This window comes from Ensifer sp. VA4, assembly GCF_055710065.1.
This window is the reverse complement of record NZ_JBVQPO010000012.1, coordinates 16347-41918: the sequence shown is the minus strand read 5'-3', so window position 1 is coordinate 41918 and position 25572 is coordinate 16347. Positions and strand designations below refer to the sequence as shown.

General features: G+C 64.3%; 24 protein-coding genes. 5 read left to right on the top strand and 19 right to left on the bottom strand.

What is annotated here, in order from left to right:
* Window positions 1–110 precede the first annotated feature (110 nt).
* The 18 genes from derI to AC0C6X_RS21035 all read right to left on the bottom strand — a co-directional run bounded on the left by derI (window position 111) and on the right by AC0C6X_RS21035 (window position 19127).
* Complete coding sequence (derI, locus tag AC0C6X_RS21120; protein ID WP_472954952.1) at window positions 111–554, bottom strand: D-erythrulose-4-phosphate isomerase; 444 nt, start codon at window positions 552–554, stop codon at window positions 111–113.
* 42 nt (window positions 555–596) lie between these two features.
* Window positions 597–1364, bottom strand: coding sequence for a triose-phosphate isomerase (locus tag AC0C6X_RS21115; RefSeq protein WP_247958411.1), 768 nt, complete (start codon window positions 1362–1364; stop codon window positions 597–599).
* Window positions 1361–2140: a DeoR/GlpR family DNA-binding transcription regulator gene (locus AC0C6X_RS21110; protein WP_247958412.1), complete on the bottom strand. Its 780-nt coding sequence runs from the start codon at window positions 2138–2140 to the stop codon at window positions 1361–1363. Before AC0C6X_RS21110 ends, AC0C6X_RS21115 begins: the two co-directional genes overlap by 4 nt.
* A gap of 100 nt (window positions 2141–2240) precedes the next feature.
* A complete protein-coding gene (locus AC0C6X_RS21105; protein ID WP_472954949.1) occupies window positions 2241–3179 on the bottom strand; it encodes a sugar phosphate isomerase/epimerase family protein in 939 nt (312 codons plus the stop codon).
* Between the two features lie 12 nt (window positions 3180–3191).
* Window positions 3192–4037 carry a TIGR01459 family HAD-type hydrolase gene (locus tag AC0C6X_RS21100; RefSeq protein ID WP_472954946.1) on the bottom strand — a complete coding sequence of 282 codons (846 nt, stop codon included), beginning with the start codon at window positions 4035–4037 and terminating at the stop codon, window positions 3192–3194.
* Window positions 4034–5320 (bottom strand): FGGY-family carbohydrate kinase, encoded by a 1287-nt coding sequence (locus AC0C6X_RS21095; protein WP_472954944.1) that lies wholly within the window; start codon window positions 5318–5320, stop codon window positions 4034–4036. The genes AC0C6X_RS21100 and AC0C6X_RS21095 overlap by 4 nt, the downstream gene beginning before the upstream one ends.
* Window positions 5317–6369 carry a class II aldolase/adducin family protein gene (locus tag AC0C6X_RS21090; protein ID WP_472954941.1) on the bottom strand — a complete coding sequence of 351 codons (1053 nt, stop codon included), beginning with the start codon at window positions 6367–6369 and terminating at the stop codon, window positions 5317–5319. The genes AC0C6X_RS21095 and AC0C6X_RS21090 overlap by 4 nt, the downstream gene beginning before the upstream one ends.
* A 12-nt stretch (window positions 6370–6381) precedes the next feature.
* The gene (locus AC0C6X_RS21085) at window positions 6382–7896 is read right to left on the bottom strand and encodes a glycerol-3-phosphate dehydrogenase (RefSeq protein WP_247958416.1); all 1515 of its coding nucleotides are present in this window, start codon (window positions 7894–7896) and stop codon (window positions 6382–6384) included.
* Window positions 7897–7900: 4 nt separating this feature from the next.
* On the bottom strand, window positions 7901–8587 hold the full coding sequence (locus tag AC0C6X_RS21080) for a class II aldolase/adducin family protein (protein ID WP_472954938.1): 687 nt from the start codon (window positions 8585–8587) through the stop codon (window positions 7901–7903).
* Between the two features lie 67 nt (window positions 8588–8654).
* Window positions 8655–9692 carry a 2-hydroxyacid dehydrogenase gene (locus AC0C6X_RS21075; RefSeq protein ID WP_173517250.1) on the bottom strand — a complete coding sequence of 346 codons (1038 nt, stop codon included), beginning with the start codon at window positions 9690–9692 and terminating at the stop codon, window positions 8655–8657.
* Window positions 9689–11266, bottom strand: a complete 1578-nt coding sequence (locus AC0C6X_RS21070) for an FGGY family carbohydrate kinase (protein ID WP_472954935.1) — start codon at window positions 11264–11266, stop codon at window positions 9689–9691. The genes AC0C6X_RS21075 and AC0C6X_RS21070 overlap by 4 nt, the downstream gene beginning before the upstream one ends.
* Window positions 11266–12390, bottom strand: coding sequence for an ABC transporter ATP-binding protein (locus tag AC0C6X_RS21065; protein ID WP_247958418.1), 1125 nt, complete (start codon window positions 12388–12390; stop codon window positions 11266–11268). The genes AC0C6X_RS21070 and AC0C6X_RS21065 overlap by 1 nt, the downstream gene beginning before the upstream one ends.
* Window positions 12387–13505 (bottom strand): ABC transporter ATP-binding protein, encoded by a 1119-nt coding sequence (locus tag AC0C6X_RS21060; RefSeq protein ID WP_472954933.1) that lies wholly within the window; start codon window positions 13503–13505, stop codon window positions 12387–12389. The genes AC0C6X_RS21065 and AC0C6X_RS21060 overlap by 4 nt, the downstream gene beginning before the upstream one ends.
* A gap of 3 nt (window positions 13506–13508) precedes the next feature.
* Entirely contained in the window at window positions 13509–14366 is an 858-nt protein-coding gene (locus AC0C6X_RS21055) for a carbohydrate ABC transporter permease (RefSeq protein ID WP_472954930.1), read from the bottom strand.
* A gap of 10 nt (window positions 14367–14376) precedes the next feature.
* Complete coding sequence (locus AC0C6X_RS21050; protein ID WP_173517255.1) at window positions 14377–15300, bottom strand: carbohydrate ABC transporter permease; 924 nt, start codon at window positions 15298–15300, stop codon at window positions 14377–14379.
* Window positions 15301–15534: 234 nt separating this feature from the next.
* A complete protein-coding gene (locus AC0C6X_RS21045; RefSeq protein ID WP_472954928.1) occupies window positions 15535–16977 on the bottom strand; it encodes an extracellular solute-binding protein in 1443 nt (480 codons plus the stop codon).
* A 121-nt stretch (window positions 16978–17098) separates the two neighbouring features.
* On the bottom strand, window positions 17099–18067 hold the full coding sequence (locus AC0C6X_RS21040) for a sugar-binding transcriptional regulator (protein WP_472954926.1): 969 nt from the start codon (window positions 18065–18067) through the stop codon (window positions 17099–17101).
* Between the two features lie 289 nt (window positions 18068–18356).
* Window positions 18357–19127, bottom strand: a complete 771-nt coding sequence (locus tag AC0C6X_RS21035; protein WP_432704683.1) for a helix-turn-helix transcriptional regulator — start codon at window positions 19125–19127, stop codon at window positions 18357–18359.
* 220 nt (window positions 19128–19347) lie between these two features.
* Between AC0C6X_RS21035 and AC0C6X_RS21030 the strand changes: the two genes are divergently transcribed.
* From AC0C6X_RS21030 to AC0C6X_RS21010, 5 genes are all read left to right on the top strand, one after another.
* Complete coding sequence (locus AC0C6X_RS21030) at window positions 19348–20430, top strand: ABC transporter ATP-binding protein (protein ID WP_472954925.1); 1083 nt, start codon at window positions 19348–19350, stop codon at window positions 20428–20430.
* Window positions 20431–20496: 66 nt separating this feature from the next.
* On the top strand, window positions 20497–21657 hold the full coding sequence (locus AC0C6X_RS21025) for a polyamine ABC transporter substrate-binding protein (RefSeq protein ID WP_472954922.1): 1161 nt from the start codon (window positions 20497–20499) through the stop codon (window positions 21655–21657).
* A 276-nt stretch (window positions 21658–21933) separates the two neighbouring features.
* A complete protein-coding gene (locus AC0C6X_RS21020) occupies window positions 21934–22800 on the top strand; it encodes an ABC transporter permease (protein ID WP_173517261.1) in 867 nt (288 codons plus the stop codon).
* Complete coding sequence (locus AC0C6X_RS21015) at window positions 22800–23618, top strand: ABC transporter permease (protein WP_173517262.1); 819 nt, start codon at window positions 22800–22802, stop codon at window positions 23616–23618. The genes AC0C6X_RS21020 and AC0C6X_RS21015 overlap by 1 nt, the downstream gene beginning before the upstream one ends.
* Window positions 23619–23622: 4 nt before the next feature.
* Entirely contained in the window at window positions 23623–24384 is a 762-nt protein-coding gene (locus AC0C6X_RS21010) for an SDR family NAD(P)-dependent oxidoreductase (protein ID WP_472954918.1), read from the top strand.
* A 174-nt stretch (window positions 24385–24558) separates the two neighbouring features.
* On the opposite strand, the gene AC0C6X_RS21005 is transcribed toward AC0C6X_RS21010, so the two are convergent.
* Window positions 24559–25365, bottom strand: coding sequence for a class I SAM-dependent methyltransferase (locus tag AC0C6X_RS21005; RefSeq protein ID WP_472954916.1), 807 nt, complete (start codon window positions 25363–25365; stop codon window positions 24559–24561).
* Between the last annotated feature and the right edge of the window lie 207 nt (window positions 25366–25572).

The window sequence follows — 25572 nt, the reverse complement described above, 5'->3', positions numbered from 1 at the left end:
GCCGGGCGTCTCGTCACGATGCCTGAGGGAGGATCAACGGGCGTCGCGAGATCAGTTATGCCTTGATATACGTGAGCGGGATGCGGGCGGAAAACCGCACACACTTTTCCTCATCCCGCTCTGGCAGCATCCAGCCGATCGATTGCCTCGACATTGCCGGCCGAGGGCCCGTTCGGGTCGAATTCGGACGCGAGCCAGGTATCGACGATCGACTTCGCCAGTTCCGGGCCGATGACGCGGGCGCCCATGGTGATGATCTGGGCGTTGTTCGACTTCGCCGCACGCTCGGCCGAATAGGTGTCGTGCGTCAGCGCTGCGCGAATACCCGGCACCTTGTTGGCGGAGATGCAGACGCCGATACCGGTGCCGCAGAACAGGATGCCGCGATCGTGCTTGCCCTCGACGACCTGCTGCGCCAGCTTCTGCGCGAGATCCGCATAGTAGCCGGCCTGGCTGAGGTCCACGATCTCCAAGTCGTCCCTGCCCGCAAGATGGGCGGCGATCACATCCAGCAGGGGCTTGCCAGCGCTGTCCGCCCCGATTGCAATCTTCATGATTGTTCCTTCCGTTCTTGAGGATCTGCCGCTGCCGAAGGCTCAGATCGCCTTCGAGACACGCTGCAGAATGTCGAGATAGCCAGTGACGTCCCAGGCGGAGCGGCCGATGAAGAGGCCGTCGATATGCGCCTCACTGATCAGCTCTTCGCAATTGCCGGGATTGACGCTGCCGCCATAGAGAACCGGCACGCGCCTGCCGAGCGCCGCTTCCGCCACATCCGCGATGCGCTTGTGGCGCTCGTCGGCATAGTCTGATGTCGCCGGAATGCCGTTGACGCCGATCGCCCAGACGGGCTCGTAGGCAAGCAGGATCGTCGCCGCCTTCGCCTCGCCTTCGATGAGCGCCAGAGCGCCCTCGACCTGGCGCTTCAGCACCTGATCCGCCTCGCCCGCCTCGCGCTCGGCAAGCGTCTCGCCGATGCAGATCAAGGGTACCAGGCCATGGCGCACGGCGGCTGCCGTCTTCAGGCCGACGGTGCGGTCCGTCTCGCCGAAATGCTCGCGCCGCTCGCTGTGGCCGAGCTCGACCACATCGAGGTTGCAGTCTTTCAGCATCAGCGGCGATACCTCGCCGGTCCAGGCGCCGGCATCGTCCCAATGCATGTTCTGCGCGCCGACCTTGACGCTGGTTGCGGCAAGCCGCGCCTTGACCTCACGCACCGCCGTGAAAGGCGGAATGACGAAGCGCTGGATGCGTTCGTCACGCGCCGCATCCGCGACCGCCAGACCGTCGGCGAAGGTCATCGCCTCGGCCAGCGTCTTGTTCATCTTCCAGCTGGTGCCGACCCAGAGCCCGGACTTGCTCATGCCTTCTCCTTGCGATTGTCGACCCTGACCAGCCGAATACCGGCTTCGTCGAGCGGTGCGGCATGCTCGGGCGCAACTTCAGCGCCGGTCAGCACCGCATCGAAGGCATCGAGCCCGGTCAGGAAATGGAGCGCCGAGCGCCCGAATTTGTCGTGATCCACCAGCAGGTATTTGCGCTTGGCCGCCTTCACCATCAGGCGCTTGGCCTGCACCACTTCCTGGTCCTGGTGGAAGGCGGTGGTCCCTTCGATCGCCGAGCTCGAGAGAAAGGCGATGTCGACACGCAGCGACCGCAGCGCCTCATCGGTGACGATGCCGAAGAAGCCGTTGAACTTCTTGCTGTACTGCCCGCCGAGCGCGATGACGTTGATGCCCGCCGCACCCGAGAGGCTGGTGATCACGCCGAGGTTGTTGGTGATGACGGTCAACGGGCGGATGTCGCGGATGCAGTCGGCGATCGCGCCCGTCGTCGAACTGTCGTCGATCAGGATGCTCTGCCCCGGTTCGACCAGCCCGGCCGCATATTCGGCGATCCGCCGCTTTTCGACGGTGGCGATCTTTTCGCGGTAGCGGAAGTCGCTTTCGAATTGCGGGCTCGACTGGATCGAGGCGCCGCCATGAACCTTGCGCAGGAGGCCCGCCTGTTCGAGGTCGTCGAGATCACGATGCACCGTCATCTTGCTGACGCCGAAGCGCAGTGACAGGTCTTCGACGGACGCCGTTCCGGCCTCCATCAGCACATCCATGATCGCCTGTCGCCTGTCTTCCGGCTTCATCGTCTCGGTCCCGATTTCACGCAGCGCCGGCCACGCCCACCGTGAGAAGATAACACCTATTTGTGATATTTCAATTTATAACGCGTGATTTTGTTATCTTTCAATGTGATTTTTCTGTGCGATTGAAGCCCGTGTCGATGTAGGGCTCCCAGAACTCGACCGACTCCCGGATCATCGCGACGACGTTGTGGTCGGTCGGCTCGCGCTCGCGGAAGGAAAGCTCCAGGCAGATCTCGTTATCGGTGCCGCCTCCGGCCCTGACCGCGCCGATCAGCTTCTCGGGCGTGATGCGGCCGTCCCGGTTATAGGCGGCGGTAAACGGCCAGTGGCCGCCCTTGTTCATCGACGACTGCTTGATGTGGATGATCGGCGAACGCTGGGGGAAGGCGCCTGCCCAGGCATAGGGGTCGATATCGTCAGGATTGTCGGAGGTGACGTCGCCATGGTCGATATCGACCATCATCTTCATCGGGATCGGGAGCTGGGCCTCCGCCAGCCGCCGGTCGAGCCTCCGGCATTCCTCGATCGTGTGGCCGAACTCGCGGCCGACCGACATCGGTTCCCAGAACACATAGGAGAGGCCCGCCGCCTTGCCGTGCTCGGCCACCTCACGCCAGCAGTCGATGGCGATCCGCATCATCTCCTCGCGCCGCGCCGGATCGTCGTAGTCCCTGAGCGTGAAGATCGCGAATTGCGTGCCCATGCCGGAAGCGCCGAGCTCGGCGGAGATATCGGCAAAGGTCTTGAACCAGTCGACATAGTAGCGCCTGACATCCGGGTCCGGATGGCCGAAATGGTTGAGCCGGCCATAGGGCCCGGTCATGCCCGAGGTGATCTTGACGCCGGTGCGGTCGAGCGCCCGGCGAAACCGCCTGAGCGTCTTGGCGATCGTCGCCGCCGGCCAGCCGGGATTGACGAATTCATGGGTGAGCTGCACGTAGCCGATGCGGATCTTCTCGGCGATCGTGTCGATCAGGTCGTCGGGCTCGGCAAAGCGGTTGACCAGGGGATTGGTGTTGAGCGACAGCGTGAACGCCACGATCGGCTCCTCTTACCAGGTAAATTTCGGAAGGATGAAGTCGGGGCTGGCGCCGTGCTCGGCAAAGAGCTTGCGGCGCTCCTCGTCCGAGGCGTGCTCCAGTATCCCCGTCGTCACCAGAACGGAATGGAGCCCTGCCTTCGCCGCACCGGCGATATCGTGCTCGATGCTGTCGCCGATGGCGCAGACCCGCGTTGGATCGGGGTGACCAAGGAAATCGAGCGCTGACGCATAGATGTCGGCGAAGGGCTTGCCGATCCAGCGCACGCTGCCGCCAAGTTCCTCGTAGAGTTCGGCAATGCGTCCGGCGCCGAAGGCCGTGCCCATCTTCGTCAGCATCACCTTGTCGGGATTGGTGCAGAGGCACGGAACGCCGCGCTTTGCCGCCGGCGCCAGCAGCGCCTCGTAGTGGGAAAGCGGATAGACATCGCCCTCGCTCGCGGCAAGAAGCACGAAGTCGGCGTCCGCGCCGCTCGCCGTGCGTTCGAGATCGAGCCCGGCCAGCGGCGAAAGATCACCGTCGCGGCTGATCAGCAGGCACTTGCGCCGACCGTCGCTCACGCCCTCGCCTTCCCGTTTCAAGTTCTGCCAGGCGACTTCGCCGGAGGTCAGGAACCAGTCCCAGCTCCCCGAGACGAAACCGAGATCGACAAGGCGGCGGTCGTTTTCCGCCGAGCGCTTACCGGAGTTGGAGAGGATGATGATGCTTTTTCCCGCATCCTTCAGCCGCACCAGCGTTTCGACCGCTTCCGGATAGGGCGCGCGGCCATCGCGCAGCACCCCGAACTGGTCAATCAGGAAGGCATCATAGCGCTCGGCAATGGCGCTCAGCCTGTCGATGGCTTGGGCTTCCGTCACAGCACACCCGCCTTTCTGGCGCCGACCAGCGCCAGCCGCGCTGTCCCGGCGGCCGCCTCCTCGGAGAGAACCGGCAAGAACGGCACACCGAGCTTGCGCGCCCGGATCGCCGTCCAGGCCGCATTCTTCGCACCGCCGCCGACGCTGCGCAGCGACCGGAGCGCCGGCCCGCCAAGCGAGGTCAACCGCCGATAGGCAAGGCTCTCGACACCGGCGATGCCTTCGAAGATCGCTTTGAGAAAGGCTGCATCGTCGGCCGGCCGCGGGCTCATCCGCGGCGGAAAATCGGGATCGGCGACCGGGAAGCGCTCACCGGGTTTCACCAGCGGATAATAATCGAGCCCGGTATCGACGGACGGATCGATCCCGGCCGAAAGCGCTGCGATCCGCTCCGGCGAGAAATGTTCGGCCAGTACCACGCCGCCGGTATTGGATGCCCCGCCCGCAAGCCACATCTCGCCGATGCGGTGGCTGTAAAGCCCATATTCCGGCGCAAACAGCGGGCGGTCCGAGAGCATCTTCACCGTCAGGGTCGTGCCGAGGGCGCTGACGCCGTCACCGGGCTGATCGGCGCCCGTTGCCAGGAACGAGGCACATCCGTCCGTGGTGCCGGCAACGACCACGAGATCGGCCGATAGGCCGAAGGCTTCGGCAGCCGCGGGACTGATCGCAGCGACCGGCGCTCCGGCCGGCATCACATCGGGCAGCAGATCGACACGCGCACCGGTCTTTTCGATCCACTCCGGCCACGACCGCGATACCGGATCGTAGCCGGTCTTCAGCGCGTTGTTCTCGTCGGAGACGTCATAAAGCCCGGTGAAATGTCCGGCGAGCCAATCCGCCTGGTGGATCACCCTGAAAGTGCCGGGCACGGACTGAAAGGCGAGAAGCTTGGCAAGCCCGGATGTGGCCCCATGCGCAGCACTCTCCCGCGGCGCATGGGCAGAAACCGCATCGAGAAAAGCGCGATCGGCAACCGGGTCGTTGTACATCATCGGCGTCGCCAGCGGCGCGCCGCTTTGGCCGACCGGCAGCATCGTGCCCGAGGTGCCGTCGATCGCGAGAGCGCGAACCGTTTGTCTGTCGATGCCGCCGAGCGTTTCCCCGAGTGCCGCCTGCACCGCCTTCCACCAACCGCTGGGGTCGCGATGGTCGTCGGAATAGGACGAGAGCTTCGCCGCACCCGACGCGACGACGGCGCCATTCGAAGCCATCGCGACGGCACGCGCACCCGAGGTGCCGATGTCGATGCCGACAACGAGCTTGCGATCGTCGCCGCTCATTGCAGCACCTGCCCGGCGCGGTTGAGTTGCTGGCGATACTTTTCCGCGTCCCAGCCGAGGAGCTCGGCGTTTTCCGCTTCCGTCAGGTAGCGCAGCCGCGCATCCGCCGGAATGCGTGCCGTCACATCGGCAAGGCACCGCGCCATGGCGAGGGCTCCGGCGGAAACTTCCTTCTGCACCAGCACGCCCTTGCCGGGGAAAAGCAGGAGTGGCGGCAGGCTCGCGCCGGCCGCACGCCGCTTCGCCTCGATCGAAAGGGCAGTGTCGCTGGGGGCGGCCACCACAACGCCCCTGCCGAGGAAGATCACATGGTCAGGGTAGAGGCTACCGCCGGCGGCGAGCCGGCAACTGTCGAGATCGGCCGCGACCGCATGCAGAAAAGGATCCTCCGGCAGCCGATAGTCGCTATCGACGGCAAGTCGCGAAAGCGCCGCCAGATCGGCCGTCGGCGCCTGCCGCCTCGGCCCGGCCAGGCGGCGCGTGATGTCGCTCAAAAGGCTCGCCGCATCCGCCACGGTTTCGGCTGCGACGACGAGACCATGGTTGCCGAGGACCAGTACGGAAGTATCGTCCTGCAATCGTTCGCTGATTGCCTTGGCAAGCGGCAGTCCTGGCCGGGCATAGGGCACGAAGATATGCGGAAAACCGGCAAGCCGCTCGGCGGCAATCGCCGCCCCGTTCGTCTGCACCGCCGTCGCGATCGTCTCGACGCAATGCACGTGCACCACCACCTTCTGTGGCATCAGCGCATGCACCGTCGTTTCGATCGAGGGGCGCAACCCCGAGGGGTTGCGCTCGGCAATGACGAAATCCTGGGCCTTCTCGGTCGCCGGGTCGTCGCGCTCCAGCGCATCGAGCAACGGATCGAGCGCCACCGGCACCATGACGTCGCGCTGGCGGGCTTGTGCCAGCCACAGGCCCGAGGCCTTGATCCAGAGCGTGCCGCCCTCCTTGATCGATGTGTTGCCGCCTGCCCCCTGCACCAGCAGCGGATCCGATCCGACGCGGGCCGAAAGATCGAGAAGCGCTTCAAATTCCAGACTTCGCATCCCGGTCCTCCTTCAGGCCGCCGCCTGCTGATGTTCGAGCCAATGGGTGAAGGCCTGCCGCTCGGCCGGCGTCATGTGCAGGCCGTGCTTGGTCCGGCGGTCGAGAATGTCGTCCGCCGTTCGCGCCCATTCGTTTTCGATGAGAAAACGCGCTTCGCGTTCGTGAAGGTGCGGACCGAAGGACGGCCCGAGATCCTCAAGCGCGGAAGCGCCGGCAAGCAACGCATGCGTCCGCGTGCCATAGAGCCGCGCATAGTGCTTGGCGAGATCGGCCGGTAGCCAGCGGTAGCGTGCCTTGAGATCGCCCAGAAACTGCTCGAAATCGGCATCCGCCATGTCGCCGCCGGGCAGATGCGCCTTCGCCGTCCAGGCCGGCCCCATGTCAGGAAAGAAAGGCCCCAGCCGCTCCAGCGCATGTTCGGAAAGCTTGCGGAAAGTCGTGATCTTGCCGCCGAAAACCGAGAGCAGCGGCGCGTGACCGTTGGCGGCATCGACCTCGAAAATATAGTCGCGGGTGACGGCCGAAGGATTTTCGGCATTGTCGTCATAGAGCGGCCGGACGCCCGAGAAGCTGTAGACGATATCGTCCGAGGTAAGCTGCTGCTTGAAGTAGCGGTTCACTGACTTCAAGAGATAGGCAATCTCCCTGTCGTCGGCGACCACATCCTCGGGCCGGCCTTCATAGGGGATGTCCGTCGTGCCGATCAGCGCCAGATCGTTCTGATAGGGATTGATGAAGATCACCCGCTTGTCCGGGTTCTGCACGAGATAGGCCTGCCGCCCCTCCCAGAATTTCGGCACGACGATGTGGCTCCCCTTGACGAGGCGCACGCTGCGGCTCGAATTCAGCCCGCCGATCCGGCCGATGACATCATTGACCCAGGGGCCGGCGGTGTTGACGACGCAGCGCGCCCTCGCCTCGGTCTTCACGCCCGTTTGCGTATCGGTCATCTCGATATGCCAGAGCCCGTCCCGCCGGCGGATGGCGCTGCAGGCGGTGCGCGTCAGCACCCGGGCGCCGCGGGCGCGGGCGTCGAGCGCGTTCAGGACGACGAGGCGCGCGTCATCCACCCAGCAGTCGGAATATTCGAAGGCCTTGCGATATTCTCGCTTGATCGGCGCGCCCTCGGGCGCGGTCGCAAGGTTGAGGCTGCGGGTCCCCGGCAGGCGCTTGCGCCCACCGAGATGGTCGTAGAGGAAGAGGCCGAGCCTTACCAGCCAGGCCGGCCGGTCCGCCGGATTGTGCGGCAGCACGAAGCGCATCGGCCAGATGATGTGCGGCGCAGATTCCAAGAGCACTTCGCGCTCGATCAGCGCCTCCCGCACCAGGCGGAACTCGTAATATTCGAGATAGCGCAGGCCTCCATGCACGAGCTTGCCCGAGCGCGAGCTCGTCCCTTGCGCCAGATCGTCCTTCTCGCACAAGAGAACCGAGAGCCCCCGCCCGGCAGCGTCACGCGCAATGCCCGCGCCATTGACGCCGCCGCCGACGACGAACAGATCATATACTCCGGTCTCGGGATTCACGTCGTCACTCCTTCGAATTCACGTCGCACCTCAGGCCGCCTTCGTCTTCCTGCAGGCCATAGGTGGCAAAGCCCTCGATCACACCGGCGATTTCCGCGTCCGGCAGGACCACCGGGCCGCCGATCAAGAGCGTGTGGTAATATTGCTTGGCGATCGTCTCGAGCTCGACTGCCGCCCACATCGCCTTCTCCAGGCTTACGCCGGTCGCGATCATGCCGTGATTTGCCATCAGGCACGCCGTCCGGCCCGCAAGCGCCCGCAGCACGCTTTCGGAAAGCGCCTTGGTGCCGTAGCGCTCGTAGTCGGCAACGCGCACGTCGTTGCCGCCGAAGGCCGCGATCATGTAGTGGCAGGCCGGGATCGGCTTGCGGGCAATCGCCAGAATGGTCGAGTACATCGCATGCGTGTGAACAACCGCGCCGACCTCCGGCCGAGCGCGCAGGATATCCAGGTGGAACGGCCACTCGACAGAGGGTTTCTTCGGGCCCTCCCAGGCGCCGTATTCGCCGTTAACAGGCATGGCGACGATCATGTCCGCCGTCATCTCGCCATAGGGGATGCCCGAGGGCGTCACCAGCATGATCTCGCCGTGACGCACGCTGATATTGCCGGAGGTCCCCTGGTTGAGCCCGATGGCGTTCATGTGGCGGCAATGGTCGACGATCGACTGGCGCAGTTCGCGTTCGCTCATGACGAATTCCTCTGAGATTAGAGCGGGATGCGGGCGGAAAACCGCACACACTTTTCCTCATCCCGCTCTAGCAGGGATGAACCGGCGGCAGGCCGGCGATGTAGCGGCGGACTTCCTCGGCCGCCATCTCGGCGGCGAAGGTCACGGTGCGCACCGAGGCTCCGGCGATATGCGGCGTCAGCGTCACGTTCGGAAGCTTAAGCAGCGGCCAATCCGCCGGCACCGGCTCAACCGCGAAAGTCTCCAGCATCGCCGCAGAGAGGTGGCCGCTCACCAGGTTTTCGTAGAGCGCGTCATAGTCGCACAGCGGTCCGCGCGCTGTGTTCACGAAGATCGCGCCCGGCTTCATCTTCGCAAAGGTCTCGGCATTCATCATGTTGCGGGTCTCCTCGGTCACGCGCGGATGCAGCGTCACGAGGTCGGAGCGGGAGAGAAGATCGTCGAGCGTCACCTGCTCGACGCCGGCGTTGAGATCATCGGCGGAAAGCTGCACATAGGGATCGTGCACCAGCACCTTGGTGCCGAAGGCGCGAAGCAGGCGCACCACCTTGGTGCCGATATTGCCGTAGCCGATGACGCCGACGGTCATTTCCGAGAGCTCGCGGCCGGTGCGGTCGGCGCGGTAGAGATCGCCGCGCCATTCGCCCTTGCGCAGAGCCTCGTGGCCGGTGCGGATCAGCCGGGTCTCGGCGAGGATGGCGCCGAGCGTGAATTCGGCAACCGCGCTGGCATTGCGCCCGGGCGTGTTGACAACGCGAATGCCGGCATCGCGCGCCGCACCCATGTCGATGTTGACGGGGCCGCCGCGCGAGACAGCCACGAGCTTCAGGCCGGGCAGCGCCTGGAGCATTCCCCGAGAGAGCGGCGCAAGCTGCGTCACCAGGATTTCGGCGTCGCCGATGAATTCGACGATATCCTCGGGCTTGCCGAGATATTCCTTCAGCCCGTCCAGGCCTTCGACGGCATAACCGTGCTCCATCGGCACATCCGGCCAGGGCAGTTCGAGCGTGCGGATGTCATGGCCGTTGCCGGTCGCCTCGACGATCTTGTCGCGGAAGACGTCCGGCAGCATGAACCGGTCGCCGATAATGGCTATCTTCTTCATTTCGGTCTTTCCTGTTGGTCTCCGGCGTCAGCACCTTGGGAGAGTGCGTGCCAGACGGGTCTGAGCGCTGTTCGCGATTGCTGGTAGGCGGGGAAGAGTTCGTCAAAGCGGCGGGCAAGCGCCGGATCGGCGGCTTCCGCCGGTCGTTGATAGGGGGTGACCCAATCGCCGAGGCAATCGGCCATCGAGGGATAGATGCCGAGCGAGACGGCGGCGATCATCGCGGCACCGGCCGCGCCCGCCTCTTCCCGCTCGCTCGTCTGGACGCTGGCGCCGAGCGCCGCTCCGAGGATGCGGCGGAGCGCTGCGCTGCGGGCAGCCCCGCCCGTCAGCCGGATACGCGCCGGCAGCGGCCCCATTTCGGCGTAGCAATCGCGCGCCGCCATGGCGAGCCCGTCAAAGACCGCCTTTACCATGTCGCCGAAACCGTGGGTGATCGAGAGCCCGACGAAGGAAGCGCGTGCCGTCGCGTCGACGAAAGGCCCGCGTTCGCCGGCATCCGAGATATAGGGCTGGAAGATCAGCGGCGTGTCCTTGGCGTCGGCCAGCCAGCCATCGACATGGACGAGCAATTCGCTCTTCGATTTCTCCACCCCCATTCCCTTCAGCAGGCCGGATGCGACCGACAGGATCCAGTCGATATTGAGCGTCGCCGCCATGTTCGACTGCATCTGCGCATAGGTGCCCCGGATCGGCATGCACATGGTGTAGCCGGTGAGATCGCGATTGAGACGCACATCGTCGGCGCCATTGGCAAGCCGCATGTGCATGCCGGTCGAGCCGATGATCGAGCAGCCGGTATCGGTACCGGGATCGTAGAGCCCGGCGCCAAGCGCGGTGCAGACGACATCGACGTAGCCGAGCACGACAGGCGTACCCTCGGTGAGGCCCGTGATCCTTGCCGCTTCAGCCGAGAGCAGGTGATGGGTCGAGGCACCATCGACGATCTCGGGCAGCACATGCTTCAGCTTTTCGAGGCCGAGGAAGGCGATGACGTCGTCGTTGTAGGTGCGGGTGCGGAAATCGCCGAAGCTGAAATTCGCCTCGGACGGATCGGTCGCCCGTTTGCCGGTCAGCTTGAAATAGAGCCAGTCCTTGCAATGGAACGTCGTGGCGACGCCGTTCAACATCTCGGGCGCATGGTCGCTCATCCAGCGAAGCTGCGGCCCCTGCTGGCAGGCGGCAAGGCCCGCGCCGGTGCTCTCGAAGCGGGCGATATCGCCACTGTCGGCGCGAAGCCGCTCCACCGTCTCACCGGCGCGCGCATCGAGCCACAGCCAGCCCTTGCCGACAGGCGCACCCGCCTTGTCGATCATCCAGGTGCCGTCACCCTGACCGGTGACCGCGATGGCGGCAACGCGTCCGGGGAGGTTTTCGATCTTGTCGGAGAGCTGCTTCAGCGTCGTTGCCGCATCGGCCCAGGTGCGCTCGAGATCCTGGACGCTGCCGGCGCGGCCGACGGCCTCATAGGCGTTCGGCAGCGCCGCCATGGCGATCTGCCGGCCGCGAAGGTCGAAGGCCACCGACTTGATGACCGAGGTGCCCGCATCGATGCCGATGAGGATGTCCCGCATCAGGCAAGCTCCTGTCCATGGCTGATCGCCCGGCCGCTCTCGCCATCGAAGACATGCAGGCTCGAAGGATCGAGATGGATGCCGATCGGCTGGCCGACATCGAGTTCGGTGCGGTCGTGCTCGACCAGCACCATGGTACCGCCGGCGAAATCCGCCGCGATATGGGTCTGGTCGCCAAGCCACTGGTTGACGGCGACACGGCCCGTCACGCCGTCGGCGCTGCGGCGCACCGAATAGGGCCGGATGCCGAGCACCACCTTCTGCCGTTTGACCAGCGCATCGCGCACCGCATGCGAGAAGTCGGAGGCCGGGTATTCGAGCCGCACGCCGTCCTTGAGGCCGAAGGCGACCTTGCTTTCCGAGCCTGAAACGCTGGCCTCGAACACGTTCATCGGCGGCTCGCCGACGAAGGTACCGGTGAAGAGATTGGCCGGACGCTCCTTGATCTTCTGCGGCGTATCGAACTGCTGCAACACCCCGCCCTCCATGACGGCGATGCGGTCCGCGAGCGCATTGGCCTCGGTCTGGTCGTGGGTAACGAGGATCGCCGTCAGTCCACGCTCCCTAATGTAATGCTTGATGCGGCCGCGCAGCAGCGCCCGAAGCTGCGGCTCCAGTTGCCCCATCGGCTCGTCGAGCAGGTGCAAGTTGGCGTCGCGGATCAGCGCCCGGCCGAGCGAGGCGCGCTGCTGCTGGCCGCCGGAGATCGAGCTCGGATAGCGCCCGAGAATGTCCTCGATTTCCAAGAGCTTGGCGATACCAGCCACCTTCTCGTCGACGACGCTCTGCGAAAGTTTCGACGCCTTCAGCGCGAAGGCGATGTTCTCGCGCACGGTCAGCGGCGGATAGAGCGAATAGCCCTCGAAGGCCATGGCGACGTTGCGGCGAACCGGCGGCAGGGTCTGGACTTCACGGCCCGCAAGCGAGATCGTGCCGCGCGACACTGCCTCGAAGCCGGCGATCATCCGCAAGGTCGACGTCTTGCCGCAACCGGACGAGCCGAGCAGCGCGATGATCTCGCCCTTCCTGACATCCATGTTCAGCTTCTTCACGGCGTGCACGCCGTAGTCGACGGGGCCGTAGAACTTGTCGACGTCCTTGATCAAAAGAGCGGTATCGGTCATGCCGCTTCTCCATTGCGCTTGGCTGCGAGGTCGGCGCGCGGCAGCAGAACGCCGCTCGCCTTGTCGAAGAGAAAGGCCTGGCTACCATTGACGGCAATATGGGCCGGACCGGCGATGGGACCAGGCGTGCCGGCCGGGCGCGACACCAGGATTTCGCGGCCGCGGGCGGTCAGCGCCAAGGTCACGGTCTTTTCGTTGAGCGGCGTTTCCGCCTCCACCGTTACCGGGATGGCGCCTGGTGCCGCGGCATCGACGAAGCTGATCGTTTCCGGACGCAGGCCGAGAACGCACTGCCAGCCGACGACATCGCCACCGTAGTCGGCAAGCCGCACCCGGACATTGGAAAGCTCGACGAAGACGCCCTCGCCACCGCGTTGCGGCGTAACATCGAGCAGGTTGATGGTGGGGTCGCCGAAGAGCCGTGCGATTTCGATATCGGCGGGCGCATTGTAGATCTCCTGCGGCGTGCCGACCTGGCGGATGCGGCCGGCGGCCATGACCGCGATCCGGTCGCCGAGCGCCATCGCCTCCTTGTAGTCCTGGGTCACGTAGACGACCGTTGCCCCTTCGGCTGCCAAGAGCCGCGGCAATTCCAGCCGCATTTCGAAGCGGAGCTTGGCATCGACGTTGCGCAAGGGATCGTCCAGCAGAAGCAGCGGCGGCGAGCCGACCAGCGCGCGGGCAAGTGCGGTGCGCTGCTTCTGGCCGTTGGAAAGCGCCTTCGGGTGATGGCTCAGCACATGGTCGATCTTGAGCAGCTTGGCGACCTTCTGCACACCGGCTGCGATCTTCTCCTTCGGCGATTTCGTCGCCGTCAGCGGGCTTGCGATATTGTCGAAGGCGCTCATGTGCGGGAACAGCGCGAAGTTCTGGAAGGCCATGCCGACGCCGCGATGTTCGGCATCGACATCGATCATGTCCTCGCCGCCGATCAGCACCCGGCCTTCATCCGGCTCGATGACGCCGGCCACCAATCTCAGCAGCACGGTCTTGCCGGCGCCGGAGGGCCCGAAGAGCACCAGCCGCTCGCCATCGGCGACGTCGAGCGTCAGGTCGTCGAGAACCGTCTGGCTCTTGTAGCGCTTGACGATATTCTTCAGTTGCAGCGTGGTCATGATTTATCCCTTCACCGCGCCGAGCGACAGGCCTTCGACGAGGTAGCGCTGGGCGTAGAGTGCAAGTGCGAGCGTCGGCGTGACCGAGAGCACGATGGCCGCGGCGATCTGCCCGTATTGGATGCCCGAGGACGTGACGAAGGCGAGCGCGCCCACCGTCACCGGCTGCTTGTCGGCGGAGGCCAGCACCAGCGCGAAGACGAAATTGTTCCAGGCGAAGATGAAGGCGAGCAGGCCGGCAGCGGCAATGCCGGGTCCTGCCAGCGGCAGGGCGATCTTGCGGAAGGTCGCGAACCAGGAGTGACCGGCAATGCGATAGGCATATTCGACGTCGGCCGAGATATCCTCGAAATAGCCGCGCACGATCCAGAGGATGAGCGGCAGGCAGATGAGCTGGTAGACCCAGATCAGGCCGAAATAGGTGTTGGAGAGGCCGAGCCACTGGAAATACTGCGTCAGCGGCAGGAGGACCAGCAGCGGCGGCGCAAAGCGGAAGGAGAGCAGCGTGAAGGCAATGTCTTCCGAGCCTTTGAACTTGTGGCGGGCGAAGGCATAGGCCGCGGGCACGCCGAGCACCAGCGAGACCGCAACGGAGGCAACCGACAGGAAAATCGAGTTACCGAGATTGCTCATGAAGGCGATGTCGAGCGTACCGGCGGCCGTCTGCAGCTTGCCGGTGATCAGCGCCGCATAGTTTGAAAGCGTCGGCGCGAAGATGACCGAGGGCGGGATCGCGAGGATCGTCTCGTTCGTCTGGAACGACATCAGGAAGATCCAGAAAATCGGGAACATGAAGAAGACGACGACGAGCGTCAGGGCGAGACCGCGCAAGGCCCGTTCGAGCGGAGACATGGTTTCCATTGGAACCTCCTTACGCTTCGCCGCGAGCGCGTTCGCGCAGGCGCAGCCAGTTCTTGATGAAGACGTTGGACAGCGTGTAGGTGATCGCCCACAGGATGATCAGCAGCGCTGCCGAACGGCCGACATTGGTCGACTGGAAGAAGTTGAGATAGGCCTCGACCTGGAAGACGGTGAGCGTGTTGCCTGGCCCGCCTTGGGTCATCGCATAGATGATGTCGAACTGCTGGATACTGTCGAGCAGCCGGAAGAGCGTCGCCGTCAGAATGTAGGGCGTCAGCATCGGTAGCGTGATGCGGAAGAAGACGAAGCTGCGCGGCACGCCGTCGAGCGCCGCCGCCTCGAAGGGCTGGGTCGGCAGCGAGCGCAGGCCCGCAAGCAGCAGGATCATGATGAAGGGCGTATAGACCCAAATGTCGACGAGCACGACGGTCAAGAGCGCCGTGTCCGGCGAGGACGCCCAGCGGAAATCATTGAGGCCGATGAGGCTTGCAAGATAGCTGAGGATGCCGAAGCTCGGATTGGTCATCAGCTTCCACATCAGCGCGGCGAGCGCCGGCGCGATCATCAGCGGCAGGAGCAGCATGATCGAGATGAAGTTGTTGACCGCCGAGCGGCGCTGCAAGAGCAGCGCGATGCCGAGACCGAGCAGCAGCTCCAGCGTCACGGTGATGCCGGCATAGAGCAGCGACACCTTCAGCGTGTTCCAGAAGGCCGGATCGGTGAAGAAGTTGAGGTAGTTTTCGCCCCAGTTGAACTGGCGGCTCCAGGGCTGGCTCAGCCGGTAGCGCTGGAAGGAATAGACCACCGCCGTGAAGAACGGGATGAGGATGCCGATGCAGACGAGCAAGGCCGGCAGGCTCAGCACATAGGGAAGCATCTTCCTGCTGATCCTGAAGCCGGAGGCCGGTCTGCGGAGGGTTTCTGTTGAAGCCATGTCGAGCTCCGTTCCTGAAGTCTTGAAGAAAGCACGCGGCACGCGGAAGCTCGAGCCCGCGCCAGTCCTCGGCATCTCAGGTTGTCTTTGGAGCACGGCGCCTCGCGCCAGATCGGCTCCATCGCTTTGAATTCCGGTGCGATCCCCGTCACCACGGGATCGTCAGGCCAGCCATCGCTGGCGTCTCGGATGCCCGGCGCTCCGAAAAGCGCCGGGCGTGGCTTGGGAGGCCTATCAGCCGAGACCCGCTTCCTGGAGCTGGCGGTTGATGCTTTCGGCGAGCTGGTCGAGACCTTCGTCGACCGGCACCTGCTTGGCGACCATCTTCTGCAGCGTCGCCGCCCATTCGGTGGTGACGTCGAAGAACAGCGGCTGCGGCGTGAACTTGATGGAGGCGCCGGCGGCCGAAGCGTCGAACATTTCGACATAGCCCGGATAGCTCTTGTTCAGCTTCTCGCGGAAGATCTCGTCCTTCCAGATCGACTGGCGAACCGGATCGACGAAATCCATCTTGGTGGCGCCGAACAGCGCATGTTCCGGACCGGAAGCCCACTGCAGGAAGTACCAGGTGGCGTCCTTGTCCTTGGAGAAGTTGGACATGGCGAGCGACCAGATCCAGATGTTCGGGGTCGAGGCCGTGGCTTCCGGGTTGGCAGCAAAGGCGGCATAGCCGAGCTTGCCGGCCATCTTGTTGTCGCCGCCGTTCATGAAGTAGCCGAGGCAATCGGCGTCGAAGATCATGGCCGAGGCGCCGGCGCCGAGGTCGGTGCCGACCTGGTACCAGGTATAGGTCGACCAGTCCTTCGGGCCGCTTTCCTGGATCATCTGCACGAACTTGGCGTGGTAAGCCTTGGATTCGGCGGTATTCATCGCCGCCGACAGCTTGCCGTCGGCGCCGACATTCAGGTCCTTCTGGTTGAAGTTGGCATAGCCCGACAGGAAGCCCGGATGGATCGTCGCCCAGGAGCGCGAGCCACGCACGCCGATGCCGTAGATGCCGCCGATATCCTTCTGCAGCTTGGCCGCGACCGCGATCATGTCGTCGAGGTTCTTCGGCAGTTCGACGCCGGCCTTGTCGAACATCTCGCGGTTATAGGTAATGTTGTTCTGCTCAAACGCCCACGGGATGCACCATTGCTTGGCGTCTTCCGAACCCAGCGCCCCGCCCGGCTGGCCGTTCCAGGCGCAGGAGTTCTTCACGCCCACGAGGAAATCGTCCCAATTGTAGTTGGGATTGGTCTTGGTCGGATCCTTGATCCATTCGTTGAGGTCGGCGATCCAGCCGGCCGGACCATAGGTCCAGGTCATGTAGGCGCCGGTCATGAAGGCGTCGTATTCGGCCGAGCCCGAAGATAGCGCCGCCGTCACCTTGTCGAAATAGACATCTTCCGGAAACACGTCATAGGTGACCTCGATACCGGTCAGATCCTTGAAGGCCTGCAGGTTGGCGATCATCGCATCGGCGTAAGGGTGCTTGTTCAGAAGCAGCTTCAGCTTCTTGCCGGAATGGGCCTTCCAGTCGAAATCGGCGGCGAGCGCCCGGGTCGACATCATGTTGAACAACGTGCCGGCCGTGCCGGCCGTCAAGCCTGCCGCGCCCAATCCCTTGAGCATGCCACGGCGATCCACCTCCCCACGCAGGAACGCGCTGATGAGGTCTTTCTCCTTCTCGTACATTCGTCTTCTCCTCCGTTGCGGGTATGATTGCAGTGCCGGCTACCCCACCGGTATTCCTCCCTTTGAGACCTGGACGGCAGATCCTCCCTGCCCTCCTCATGGCCCCGAACGTCTCAGCGCCTCATGCGCTGTGGGCGGCCAGCGCCCGTGCGGTCCGCTCATCGGTGATGAGGCCACTCAGGTGTCCGCTTGCGAGCACGGCGCGAATGGCCGGCACCTTGATCTTGCCGCCGGCAACAGCAACCGCGCGGCGGTTCTTCAGGTCCTCGCGGCTGAGCGTGAAGGTGCGGTCGGAGAGCGCAGTTTCGACCGGCGCCCCATCCTCGTCGAAGAAGTGGCCGAGCAGTTCACCCATCGCCCCGCCCTTCTGGATCTCCTCGATCTCGCTCGTCTCGATCATCCCGGTCGAGACCAGCGACGCCTCGCGCTCGACGGTGCCGATGCCGACCATCAGCAGGTCGGCGGTCTTGGCGAGATCGAAGACCTCGCGCACGCCGCGCTGGCTGAAGAGCACGTCGCGATCCTCGACCGTGTTGGCAAAGAACGGCACCGGCATGACATAGGCCTCCGCGCCGGTGCGCTCGGCGAGCCGGTGGATCACGTCATGCGGATTGGCCGAAAACTTGCGGGTAAGACCGCCGAGCAGTGAGACGAAGCGGGTATTGCCGCTCGCCATGCGCGGCAGATATTCGACGCAGGCCGCGAGCGTACGGCCATGCCCGACGCCGACCAGCGCGGTCTCGCCGCGCTCGATCTCGCGCTTCAGGAACTGCGCGCCGGAAATGCCGAGTGCCTTCAGCGGCAGGTCGTCGGAATCGAAGTCCGGCACCACCTCGCAGTAGTCGAGGTCGTAGCGCGCCGAGAGCGTCTGTTCCAGTTCGACGCATTCGGAGACTTCGCCGTCGATATAGACCTTCACCAGCCCTTCCTGGTTGGCCTTCATGATCAGCCGGTGGGCTTTCAGCGAGGTGAGACCCAACCGCTTGGCAACCTCGGCCTGGGTCAGGCCGCCGGCATAGTGCAGCCAGGCCGCCCGCGTCGCCATGCTGGTCTCGTCATCTCGAATACCTGCCCCACCGATGATCGTCATTGTCTCCACCCGCGTCTCTTGTTGCGCTGCATGATATTTTTTGCATCGCGTGATATTTTTATCCGCTGATGAAAGAAATTTCATGGCGTGAAAAAAATGTCAATAGCGATCGGCAAGGCGACCGTTCACGTTTGTGGAGGAGAGTGGATGGAAGCGCGCTGCCGCACGACCGTGGGGCATCAAAGAGCCGGCCGGGAAAGAGGCTTTGTGGTCACGGGAATGCACGCGACCCACTGGCGGTCCGCGTCCCCTCACCGGGACGGCCGCCGGAGGCGCAAGAGCGCGCCCGTTACTGCCCGAGGTTTCTGAGATACAGCGACAGCAATTGCGTCTGCGAGGAGATGCCGAGCTTGCGGTAGACGTTACGGCGGTGGACCTTCACCGTGCCGGTGGAAATGCCGAGCCGGAGGCCGATCGATTCCGACGAATGGCCCTGCAGCACCAGCTCGATGATCGAAGATTCCCGTTCCGTCAGGTTCAGATGCTGCCAGACGCCATCGGCCGGCGGATGAGTCGCCTTGCGGCGGCTGCGGCCGGTTTTCGCCAGCGCCGCGTCGAATCGCCGGCCAAGACCCGCCCAGTGGTGGCGCACGAGCCCGGAGACCAAGGGCTCGACCTTCTTCAGCAGCGCAAACTCGGCCGCGCTGAACGGCCCCGTCGCCTCGCGCCGCATCAAGGAGAGCACAACGGTGATCTGCTCGTCGAGCGGAACGAAGAAGCCGACCTCCTCGGCAAGCCCCGTCTGCACGTAATAAGTGCGGTAGTATTCGCTGGAGAAGAACCGGTCGGGCGCGAGCTCGCGCATCCGCCAGACGCCGGGCTTGCCCTGCGACGCCGCGTGGTAGAACGGATCGAGCAGATACGGCCCCGCCTGGTAGAGGCTGACGAAGAGCACATGATCCTTGGCGTTGAAGGTGCTGTAGAGATCGATCGGCCGTTCCTTGCCGCGATAGGCGAAGACGACGACATAATCGAACGTCATCAACATCGACATCAACCGCCGATAGGTGGTGCCGACGGCCTCGTCCTCCAGCGGCGCGCCCGTCACCAGTGGCGCCATGACCTGAAAAAGTCCTTCGAGATCGACGCTCAAACCGCTCCCCCGGTCCATGCCTGCTGCTTCAGGGGTATACTCCTCACACAGAGCAATCCGTGTTGAAATACCTCTCTCGGGGTATATACCGGCAGGCCACGCGGTGACTAGGCTGCGTGTCAATGACGGTGGAGTGCCAGGACGGGAGATTCCTGGCGACATCCGATAACAACCGCAGGGAACAGACGTGACATCCGCTTCGACGAACGACATCGAATTCCGTTCGGTCGCCAAACGCTATGGCGCCGTGACGGCCGTATCGGACATCAATCTCGAGGTGCCGCGCGGTGCCTTCATGGCGTTGCTGGGCCCCTCCGGCTGCGGCAAGACCACGTGTCTGCGTATGATCGGCGGCTTCGAACAGCCGAGCGAGGGCACCGTCTTCATCAGCGGCGAGCCGATGAACGGCGTTGCCGCCTACCGCCGCCCGGTCAACATGGTGTTCCAGCACTATGCGCTGTTCCCGCATCTCGATGTCGAGCAGAACGTCGCCTACGGCCTGAGGCAGATGCGGCCGCGCATCGCCGCCGGCGAGATCACCCGGCGCGCCCAGGAAGCGCTGGAAATGGTGCGGCTCGGCGGCTTCGGCAAGCGGCGCATCCACGAAATGTCCGGCGGCCAGCAGCAGCGCGTGGCGCTTGCCCGCGCCATCGTCAACAAGCCGAAGGTGCTGCTGCTCGACGAGCCGCTCGCCGCCCTCGACAAGAAGCTGCGCACCGCCATGCAGATCGAACTGCAGACGCTGCAGCGCGATCTCGGCATTACCTTCGTGCTCGTCACCCACGACCAGGAGGAAGCGCTGTCGATGAGCGATTTCGTCTGCGTCATGAATGCCGGACGCATTGTCCAGGTCGGCCCGCCGCAGGAAATCTACGACCGCCCCGCAAGCCTCTTCGTCGCCGATTTCGTCGGCAAGACCAACCGCATCTCAGCCACCGTCGACGGCAATGCCTCGGTCCGGTTTGCCAACGGCGCCCGTTTTTCCGCCCCGGCGGTCAACGGCACCAGGGGCGCCGCCATGGTGGCCTTGCGGCCGGAGGCGATCCACCTGACGCGCAATGGCGCCGCCAGCGCAGACACGCTCGCCGGCACCGTCACCCACCGCATCTTCCTGGGCTCGGCGGTCGAATATTCGGTCGCGGTCGACGGGCTCGGCGACTTCCTTGTCACGGCCGACCGCCGCACGCTCGGCGACGGGGAGCTCGTCGAACCCGGTGAAAAGGTCGGCCTCGCCTTCGATCCGAATGCACTGCACGTCTTTCCAGTCTGAAATCCGGCTCCACCAAGCCGGTTCTGCCACCTCGCATGAACGTCAAACGATAAAGGGAACAGCGTCATGAGCAAATGGTACAGAGAAAATGCCCCTATCACCGCCGATCAGCTCTCGGATGAACTGATGCGCCTGAAGCGCGGCTCGGTCACGCGCCGCCACTTCCTCGGCGTCACCGGCCTCGGCCTTGCGACCGCCGTGCTGGCGCGCCAGCCGGGCCTCTTCAACTCCACCGCCTTTGCCGGCGATCTCGGCACGCAGATGTCGATCGCCACCTGGCCGAACTATCATGACCCCGCGACCTTCGAGGCCTTCCAGGCCGCAACCGGCGTCGCCGTCGAGGTCAACGTCTTCGGCTCCAACGAGGAGATGTTGGCGAAACTGCAGGCTGGCGGCACCGGCTGGGACCTTTTCGTGCCCACCAACTACACGATCTCCACCTATGTGAAGCTGGGTCTCATCGACGAACTCGATCTTTCCAAGGTGCCGAATTACGACGCCTCCACCGAGACGGCGCGTTTCACCAACGAGGGCGTCGTCGATGGCAAGACCTATGCCGTGCCGAAGAACTGGGGCACGACCGGCATCGCGCTCAATTCAGCCAAGATCAAGAAGCCGGTGACCAGTTGGAAGGACTTTTTCGAGATCGCCATGACCGAGGCCGACGGCCGCGCCATGGTCCACGACTATCAGCTCACCACCATCGGCAACGCGCTGGTGTCGCTCGGCTACTCCTTCAACTCGATCAAGCCGGAGGAACTCGCCAAGGCCGAGGAACTGCTGATCAAGGTGAAGCCGCACCTCTACGCCATCAACAGCGACTACCAGCCGTCGATGCGCGCGACCGATGCCTGGATGACCATGTGCTGGACCAATGACGGTGCCCAGCTCAACCGTGACATGCCGGAAATCCAGTTCGTGCTCGGCAAGGACGGCGGCGAGATCTGGTCGGATTTCTACGCGATCCCGAAGAGTGCGGCGAACAAGGCGGCCGGCTACGCGCTGCTCAACTACCTGATGACGCCGGAAAACGCCGTCAAGGAACACATCGCCAACGGCGCGCCGACCACCGACAGCCGCGTGATGAAGCTGCTTCCGGCCGAGGTCACCTCCAACAAGATCGTCTATCCGGACGAGGCATCACTGACGCCACTCGAATTCGGCGCCGCCGTCACGCTCACCGACCCCGGCCGCGCCGAGCTGATGGCGCGCTTCAAGTCGGCCTGATCGACGCTCCAAACGTGACTGCGCCTGATCCACGCGGATGAGGAAAATGCCCCTCATCCGCGCGGTAAAGGAAACGCCCCTCATCCGCCTGCCGGCACCTTCTCCCCGTTCTGACGGGGAGAAGGGACAAGCGGCGGGCTCCCCGCTCCTATCTCCCGCTTCGCACGCGTGGGAGCGAGCGGGCGCCACGAGTCCCCTTCGCCCCGCCTGCGGGGAGAAGGTGGCCGGCAGGCCGGATGAGGGGCAGAACTCGATGAAATTTGACGGATAGAACTTATGACCGCGGCAACGAACACGAAGAGAAACCTGGTGACGGCGGCGCTGGTGGCGCCGGCCGCCGCCTGGCTGATGATCTTCCTCGTGCTGCCCTTCATCGCCATGCTGGTCTTCGCCTTCGGCGAGCGCGCACCGGAAGGCGGCTATCAGGCGGCCTTTACCTTTGCCCAGTTCGCCAACCTGCCGACGCGTGCGGCGGCTTTCTGGAACACGCTGATTCTCGCGCCGATCGGCGCGCTTGCCTGCCTGCTGATCGCCTATCCGGTCGCCTATTACCTCGCGGTCAAGGCGAACCCGCGCTACCGGTTGATCCTCGTCTCGCTCGTCGTCGTGCCCTTCTGGACCAGCCTCTTGGTGCGCACCTATGCCTGGATGTACATCCTCGGCTCGCGCGGCATCCCCAACCTCTTATCGATGATCGGCATCGAGGACGTGAGGATGCTGAACACGCCGGGCGCAGTGCTGCTCGGCATCGTCTACGGCTACCTGCCGCTGATGATCATGCCTGTTTATGTCAGCCTCGAAAAACTCGATCGCCGATTGCTCGAAGCCTCTGCCGATCTCGGCGCGAAACCGGTCTCGACCTTCTTCGGCGTCACCCTGCCCTTGTCGCTGCCGGGCGTGATGACCGGCGTGGCGCTGGTGACGATCCTGCTGCTCGGCGAGTATCTGATCCCGCAGCTCTTGGGCGGCGGCAAGGTGTTCTTCATCGGCAACGCGCTGGTCGATCTCTTCCTGCAATCGCGCAACTGGCCCTTCGGCTCGGCGATTGCCGTGACACTCGTTGCCGTCGTCGTCGTGGTGCTGATGGTGGCGATGCGCATCGCCTTCCGTGTCGCCGGCACAAGACAGGTGGATCTCGTCTGATGCGCGCCTTCATCTCTTCCGTCTATCTCTTCCTCTACGCGCCGATTGCGCTCGTGGTGCTGTTCTCCTTCAATGCGGGGCGCAATGCGAGCGAGTTCACCGGGTTTTCGACCGCCTGGTACGGCAAGGCGCTGGGGAACACCTTCCTGGTCTCGGCGCTGCAGAACAGCCTGATGATCGCCTTCACCAGCGCCACCCTCGCCGCGATCTTCGGCACCATGGCGGCGCTTGGCATGGAGCGGCTGACGCCGCGCAACCGGGCGATCTTCGATGCGCTGTTCGCCGCGGCGATCGTCGTGCCTGGCGTCGTCATCGGCATCGCGACGCTGGTGGCATTGGTCGCGGTCTTCTCCTTCGTCAATCCGGCGCTGGCAGCGATCTGGCCGGGCGAGCAGCCGCCGCAGCTCGGCCTCGGCTACGGCTCGATCATCGCCGCCCATGGCCTGTTCTCGATGGCTCTGGTGACGATGATCGTGAAGGCCCGCATCGCCAGCCTCGGCCGCGATATCGTCGAGGCCTCGAGCGATCTCTACGCGACACCGCTCACTACCTTCCGGCTGATCGTGCTGCCACAGATTCTGCCGTCGATCCTCGCGGGCTTCCTCTTGGCCTTCACCTTCTCCTTCGACGATTTCATCATCGCCTTCTTCGTCGCGGGCTCGAAGACCACCCTGCCGATCTACGTCTTCGCCTCGATCCGCCGCGGCGTGACGCCCGAGATCAACGCGATCGCGACGCTGGTGCTCGTCGCCTCGCTGCTCTTGATCCTGACCGCCCGCATCCTGATGCGGGAAAAGAAAACGAAATCCGGGGAGTAAAACCATGATCCTGAAAGACCGGGTCGCGATCGTGACCGGAGCGGGCTCCGGGATCGGCCAGGCGGGTGCCTCAATCATGGCGCGCGAGGGCGCCCATGTCGTCGTCGTCGATCGCAGCCTTGCGGCCGCCAGCGCCGCTGTCGATGGCATTGCCGTGACGGGCGGCAGCGCCGAGGCGCTCGCCATCGACGTGACGGATGATACGGCGCTCGCCGATGGCATCGCCGATATCCTCTACCGCCACGGCCGCATCGACATCCTGCATAACCATGCCGGCGCTCAGGTTGCGGGCGATCTGGAACAGGTCGAGGTTGCGGGCTTCGACCGCTCCTGGAACCTCAACGTGCGCGCCCATTTCATGGCCGCACGCCTGGTTATGCCGTCGATGCGGGCCGCCGGTCGCGGCGTCATCGTCAACACCTCGTCCTCATCAGGCGTGCTCTACGACCGCGAGATGATCGCCTATACCACGACGAAACACGCCGTCATCGCCATGACCAAGCAGATGGCCGGCGACTACGCCCGCCATGGCATCCGCGTCAACGCGCTCTGCCCCGGCTGGGTCGACACGCCCTTCAACGAGCCCTTCATCGCCCAGATGGGCGGCCGCGGCGCGATCGAAGCCTATATCCGCGAAAAGGTGCCGCTCGGCCGCTGGGCGAGCGTCGACGAGATCGCCGAGTCGATCCTCTTCCTCGTCTCGGACCGCTCGTCCTACATGACCGGCCAGATCCTCGTGGTGGATGGCGGCGAAACGGTGGTGTGAAGATCAGGCGTTGAGGGATAGCCAACGCAGATCTACCAATCCGCGGTGCTCACGAGCCCAAAGATCCCAACCTCCCTCATTTCTGTGCTCGTCACAGAAATCCGGCCACGGCGCGTCCGCGCCGTGAAAGACTCCGCCTGGGCAGAGTCCCGAGAGCGGCGAATGAGGAACCCGTCACACCGTCGGAACGATACCCCGGCACGCCCAGGCCACCGACGCGAAGGACCGCGGGCCATCCGGTTGGCCGGCCTCATAGGCTGCCCTTACGGCTGCATCGACCTTCGCCCGCAGCCCCGGATCCAATGAGCCGACATATTTGCCGAGCGGTCCCTCGCCAGCGGCGATCGGCTGCCAGAAATCCTCGAATAACCGATAGTCCATCCGGATCAGGAGCGAGGTCTGCTCGACGTCCACGAGGCCATGCGCTTCAAAACTCTGCTTCATCTCGCCCGGCCGCATCATCGGCTGGAAACAATAGCGGCTGCGGACCTGAGCTGCGCCTTCATCCAGCATCGCGACCGTGTCGAGCACCATCCGCATGCCCGACATGCCGCCGAGATGATCCCATACCGCAGCGGCAACCACGCCGCCCGGCCGCACGACACGGCGCATTTCGGCAACGGCCTTTCCCGCTTCCGGCACGAAATGCAGAACCAGAAGTGCCAGCGCCCGATCAAAATAGCCCTCCGGAAATGGCAGATCGCAGGCGTCAGCCTGCCGGATGTGGATCCTGGGATCAGTGTTGCGCCGGATCGCCGCCTCGACGAAGACGGGCGAAAAATCGATTGCGGCAATCTCGCTGAGATTGGCCGCTTGCGGTAATGCAAAGGTCAGGCTGCCGGTACCGCAGCCGACATCCAGCACCCGTTCGCCGTCGGCAACGCCTGCGAAATCGATGAAGAGCGGCGCAAGCTGCCGGCTCCAGCGCCCCATCAGTTGCTCGTAACCATCAGCACTTTGCACATTGAAGCTCGATGTCATGATCGCCTCCAGGCGGCAAAGCGCGCATTGTAACGTGCGGCAGGCGGCGGACCAAGACGGCGCCGTGTGAGGTCGACGATCCTGCCTCGACGGTGAGTTCGCTTGCGGCTGCGAAACGTTTCCTTCCCTGCCTCGTTTCTGTGCTTGTCACAGAAATCCAGCCACGGCGCATCCGCGCCGTGCATGACTCCCGCCCGACGCCGGGAC

What these genes read in the sequence shown, in the direction of transcription:
- AC0C6X_RS21015 (WP_173517262.1), top strand. Translation starts at nt 22,800, where the DNA reads ATGCGCGCCTTCATCTCTTCCGTCTATCTCTTCCTCTACGCGCCGATT.
- AC0C6X_RS21115 (WP_247958411.1), bottom strand. Translation starts at nt 1,364, where the DNA reads ATGAGCAAGTCCGGGCTCTGGGTCGGCACCAGCTGGAAGATGAACAAG.
- AC0C6X_RS21060 (WP_472954933.1), bottom strand. Translation starts at nt 13,505, where the DNA reads ATGACCACGCTGCAACTGAAGAATATCGTCAAGCGCTACAAGAGCCAG.
- AC0C6X_RS21070 (WP_472954935.1), bottom strand. Translation starts at nt 11,266, where the DNA reads ATGCGGGACATCCTCATCGGCATCGATGCGGGCACCTCGGTCATCAAG.
- AC0C6X_RS21005 (WP_472954916.1), bottom strand. Translation starts at nt 25,365, where the DNA reads ATGACATCGAGCTTCAATGTGCAAAGTGCTGATGGTTACGAGCAACTG.
- AC0C6X_RS21010 (WP_472954918.1), top strand. Translation starts at nt 23,623, where the DNA reads ATGATCCTGAAAGACCGGGTCGCGATCGTGACCGGAGCGGGCTCCGGG.
- derI (WP_472954952.1), bottom strand. Translation starts at nt 554, where the DNA reads ATGAAGATTGCAATCGGGGCGGACAGCGCTGGCAAGCCCCTGCTGGAT.
- AC0C6X_RS21045 (WP_472954928.1), bottom strand. Translation starts at nt 16,977, where the DNA reads ATGTACGAGAAGGAGAAAGACCTCATCAGCGCGTTCCTGCGTGGGGAG.
- AC0C6X_RS21090 (WP_472954941.1), bottom strand. Translation starts at nt 6,369, where the DNA reads ATGCGAAGTCTGGAATTTGAAGCGCTTCTCGATCTTTCGGCCCGCGTC.
- AC0C6X_RS21035 (WP_432704683.1), bottom strand. Translation starts at nt 19,127, where the DNA reads ATGGCGCCACTGGTGACGGGCGCGCCGCTGGAGGACGAGGCCGTCGGC.
- AC0C6X_RS21075 (WP_173517250.1), bottom strand. Translation starts at nt 9,692, where the DNA reads ATGAAGAAGATAGCCATTATCGGCGACCGGTTCATGCTGCCGGACGTC.
- AC0C6X_RS21095 (WP_472954944.1), bottom strand. Translation starts at nt 5,320, where the DNA reads ATGAGCGGCGACGATCGCAAGCTCGTTGTCGGCATCGACATCGGCACC.
- AC0C6X_RS21080 (WP_472954938.1), bottom strand. Translation starts at nt 8,587, where the DNA reads ATGAGCGAACGCGAACTGCGCCAGTCGATCGTCGACCATTGCCGCCAC.
- AC0C6X_RS21055 (WP_472954930.1), bottom strand. Translation starts at nt 14,366, where the DNA reads ATGGAAACCATGTCTCCGCTCGAACGGGCCTTGCGCGGTCTCGCCCTG.
- AC0C6X_RS21040 (WP_472954926.1), bottom strand. Translation starts at nt 18,067, where the DNA reads ATGACGATCATCGGTGGGGCAGGTATTCGAGATGACGAGACCAGCATG.
- AC0C6X_RS21065 (WP_247958418.1), bottom strand. Translation starts at nt 12,390, where the DNA reads ATGACCGATACCGCTCTTTTGATCAAGGACGTCGACAAGTTCTACGGC.
- AC0C6X_RS21020 (WP_173517261.1), top strand. Translation starts at nt 21,934, where the DNA reads ATGACCGCGGCAACGAACACGAAGAGAAACCTGGTGACGGCGGCGCTG.
- AC0C6X_RS21110 (WP_247958412.1), bottom strand. Translation starts at nt 2,140, where the DNA reads ATGAAGCCGGAAGACAGGCGACAGGCGATCATGGATGTGCTGATGGAG.
- AC0C6X_RS21050 (WP_173517255.1), bottom strand. Translation starts at nt 15,300, where the DNA reads ATGGCTTCAACAGAAACCCTCCGCAGACCGGCCTCCGGCTTCAGGATC.
- AC0C6X_RS21025 (WP_472954922.1), top strand. Translation starts at nt 20,497, where the DNA reads ATGAGCAAATGGTACAGAGAAAATGCCCCTATCACCGCCGATCAGCTC.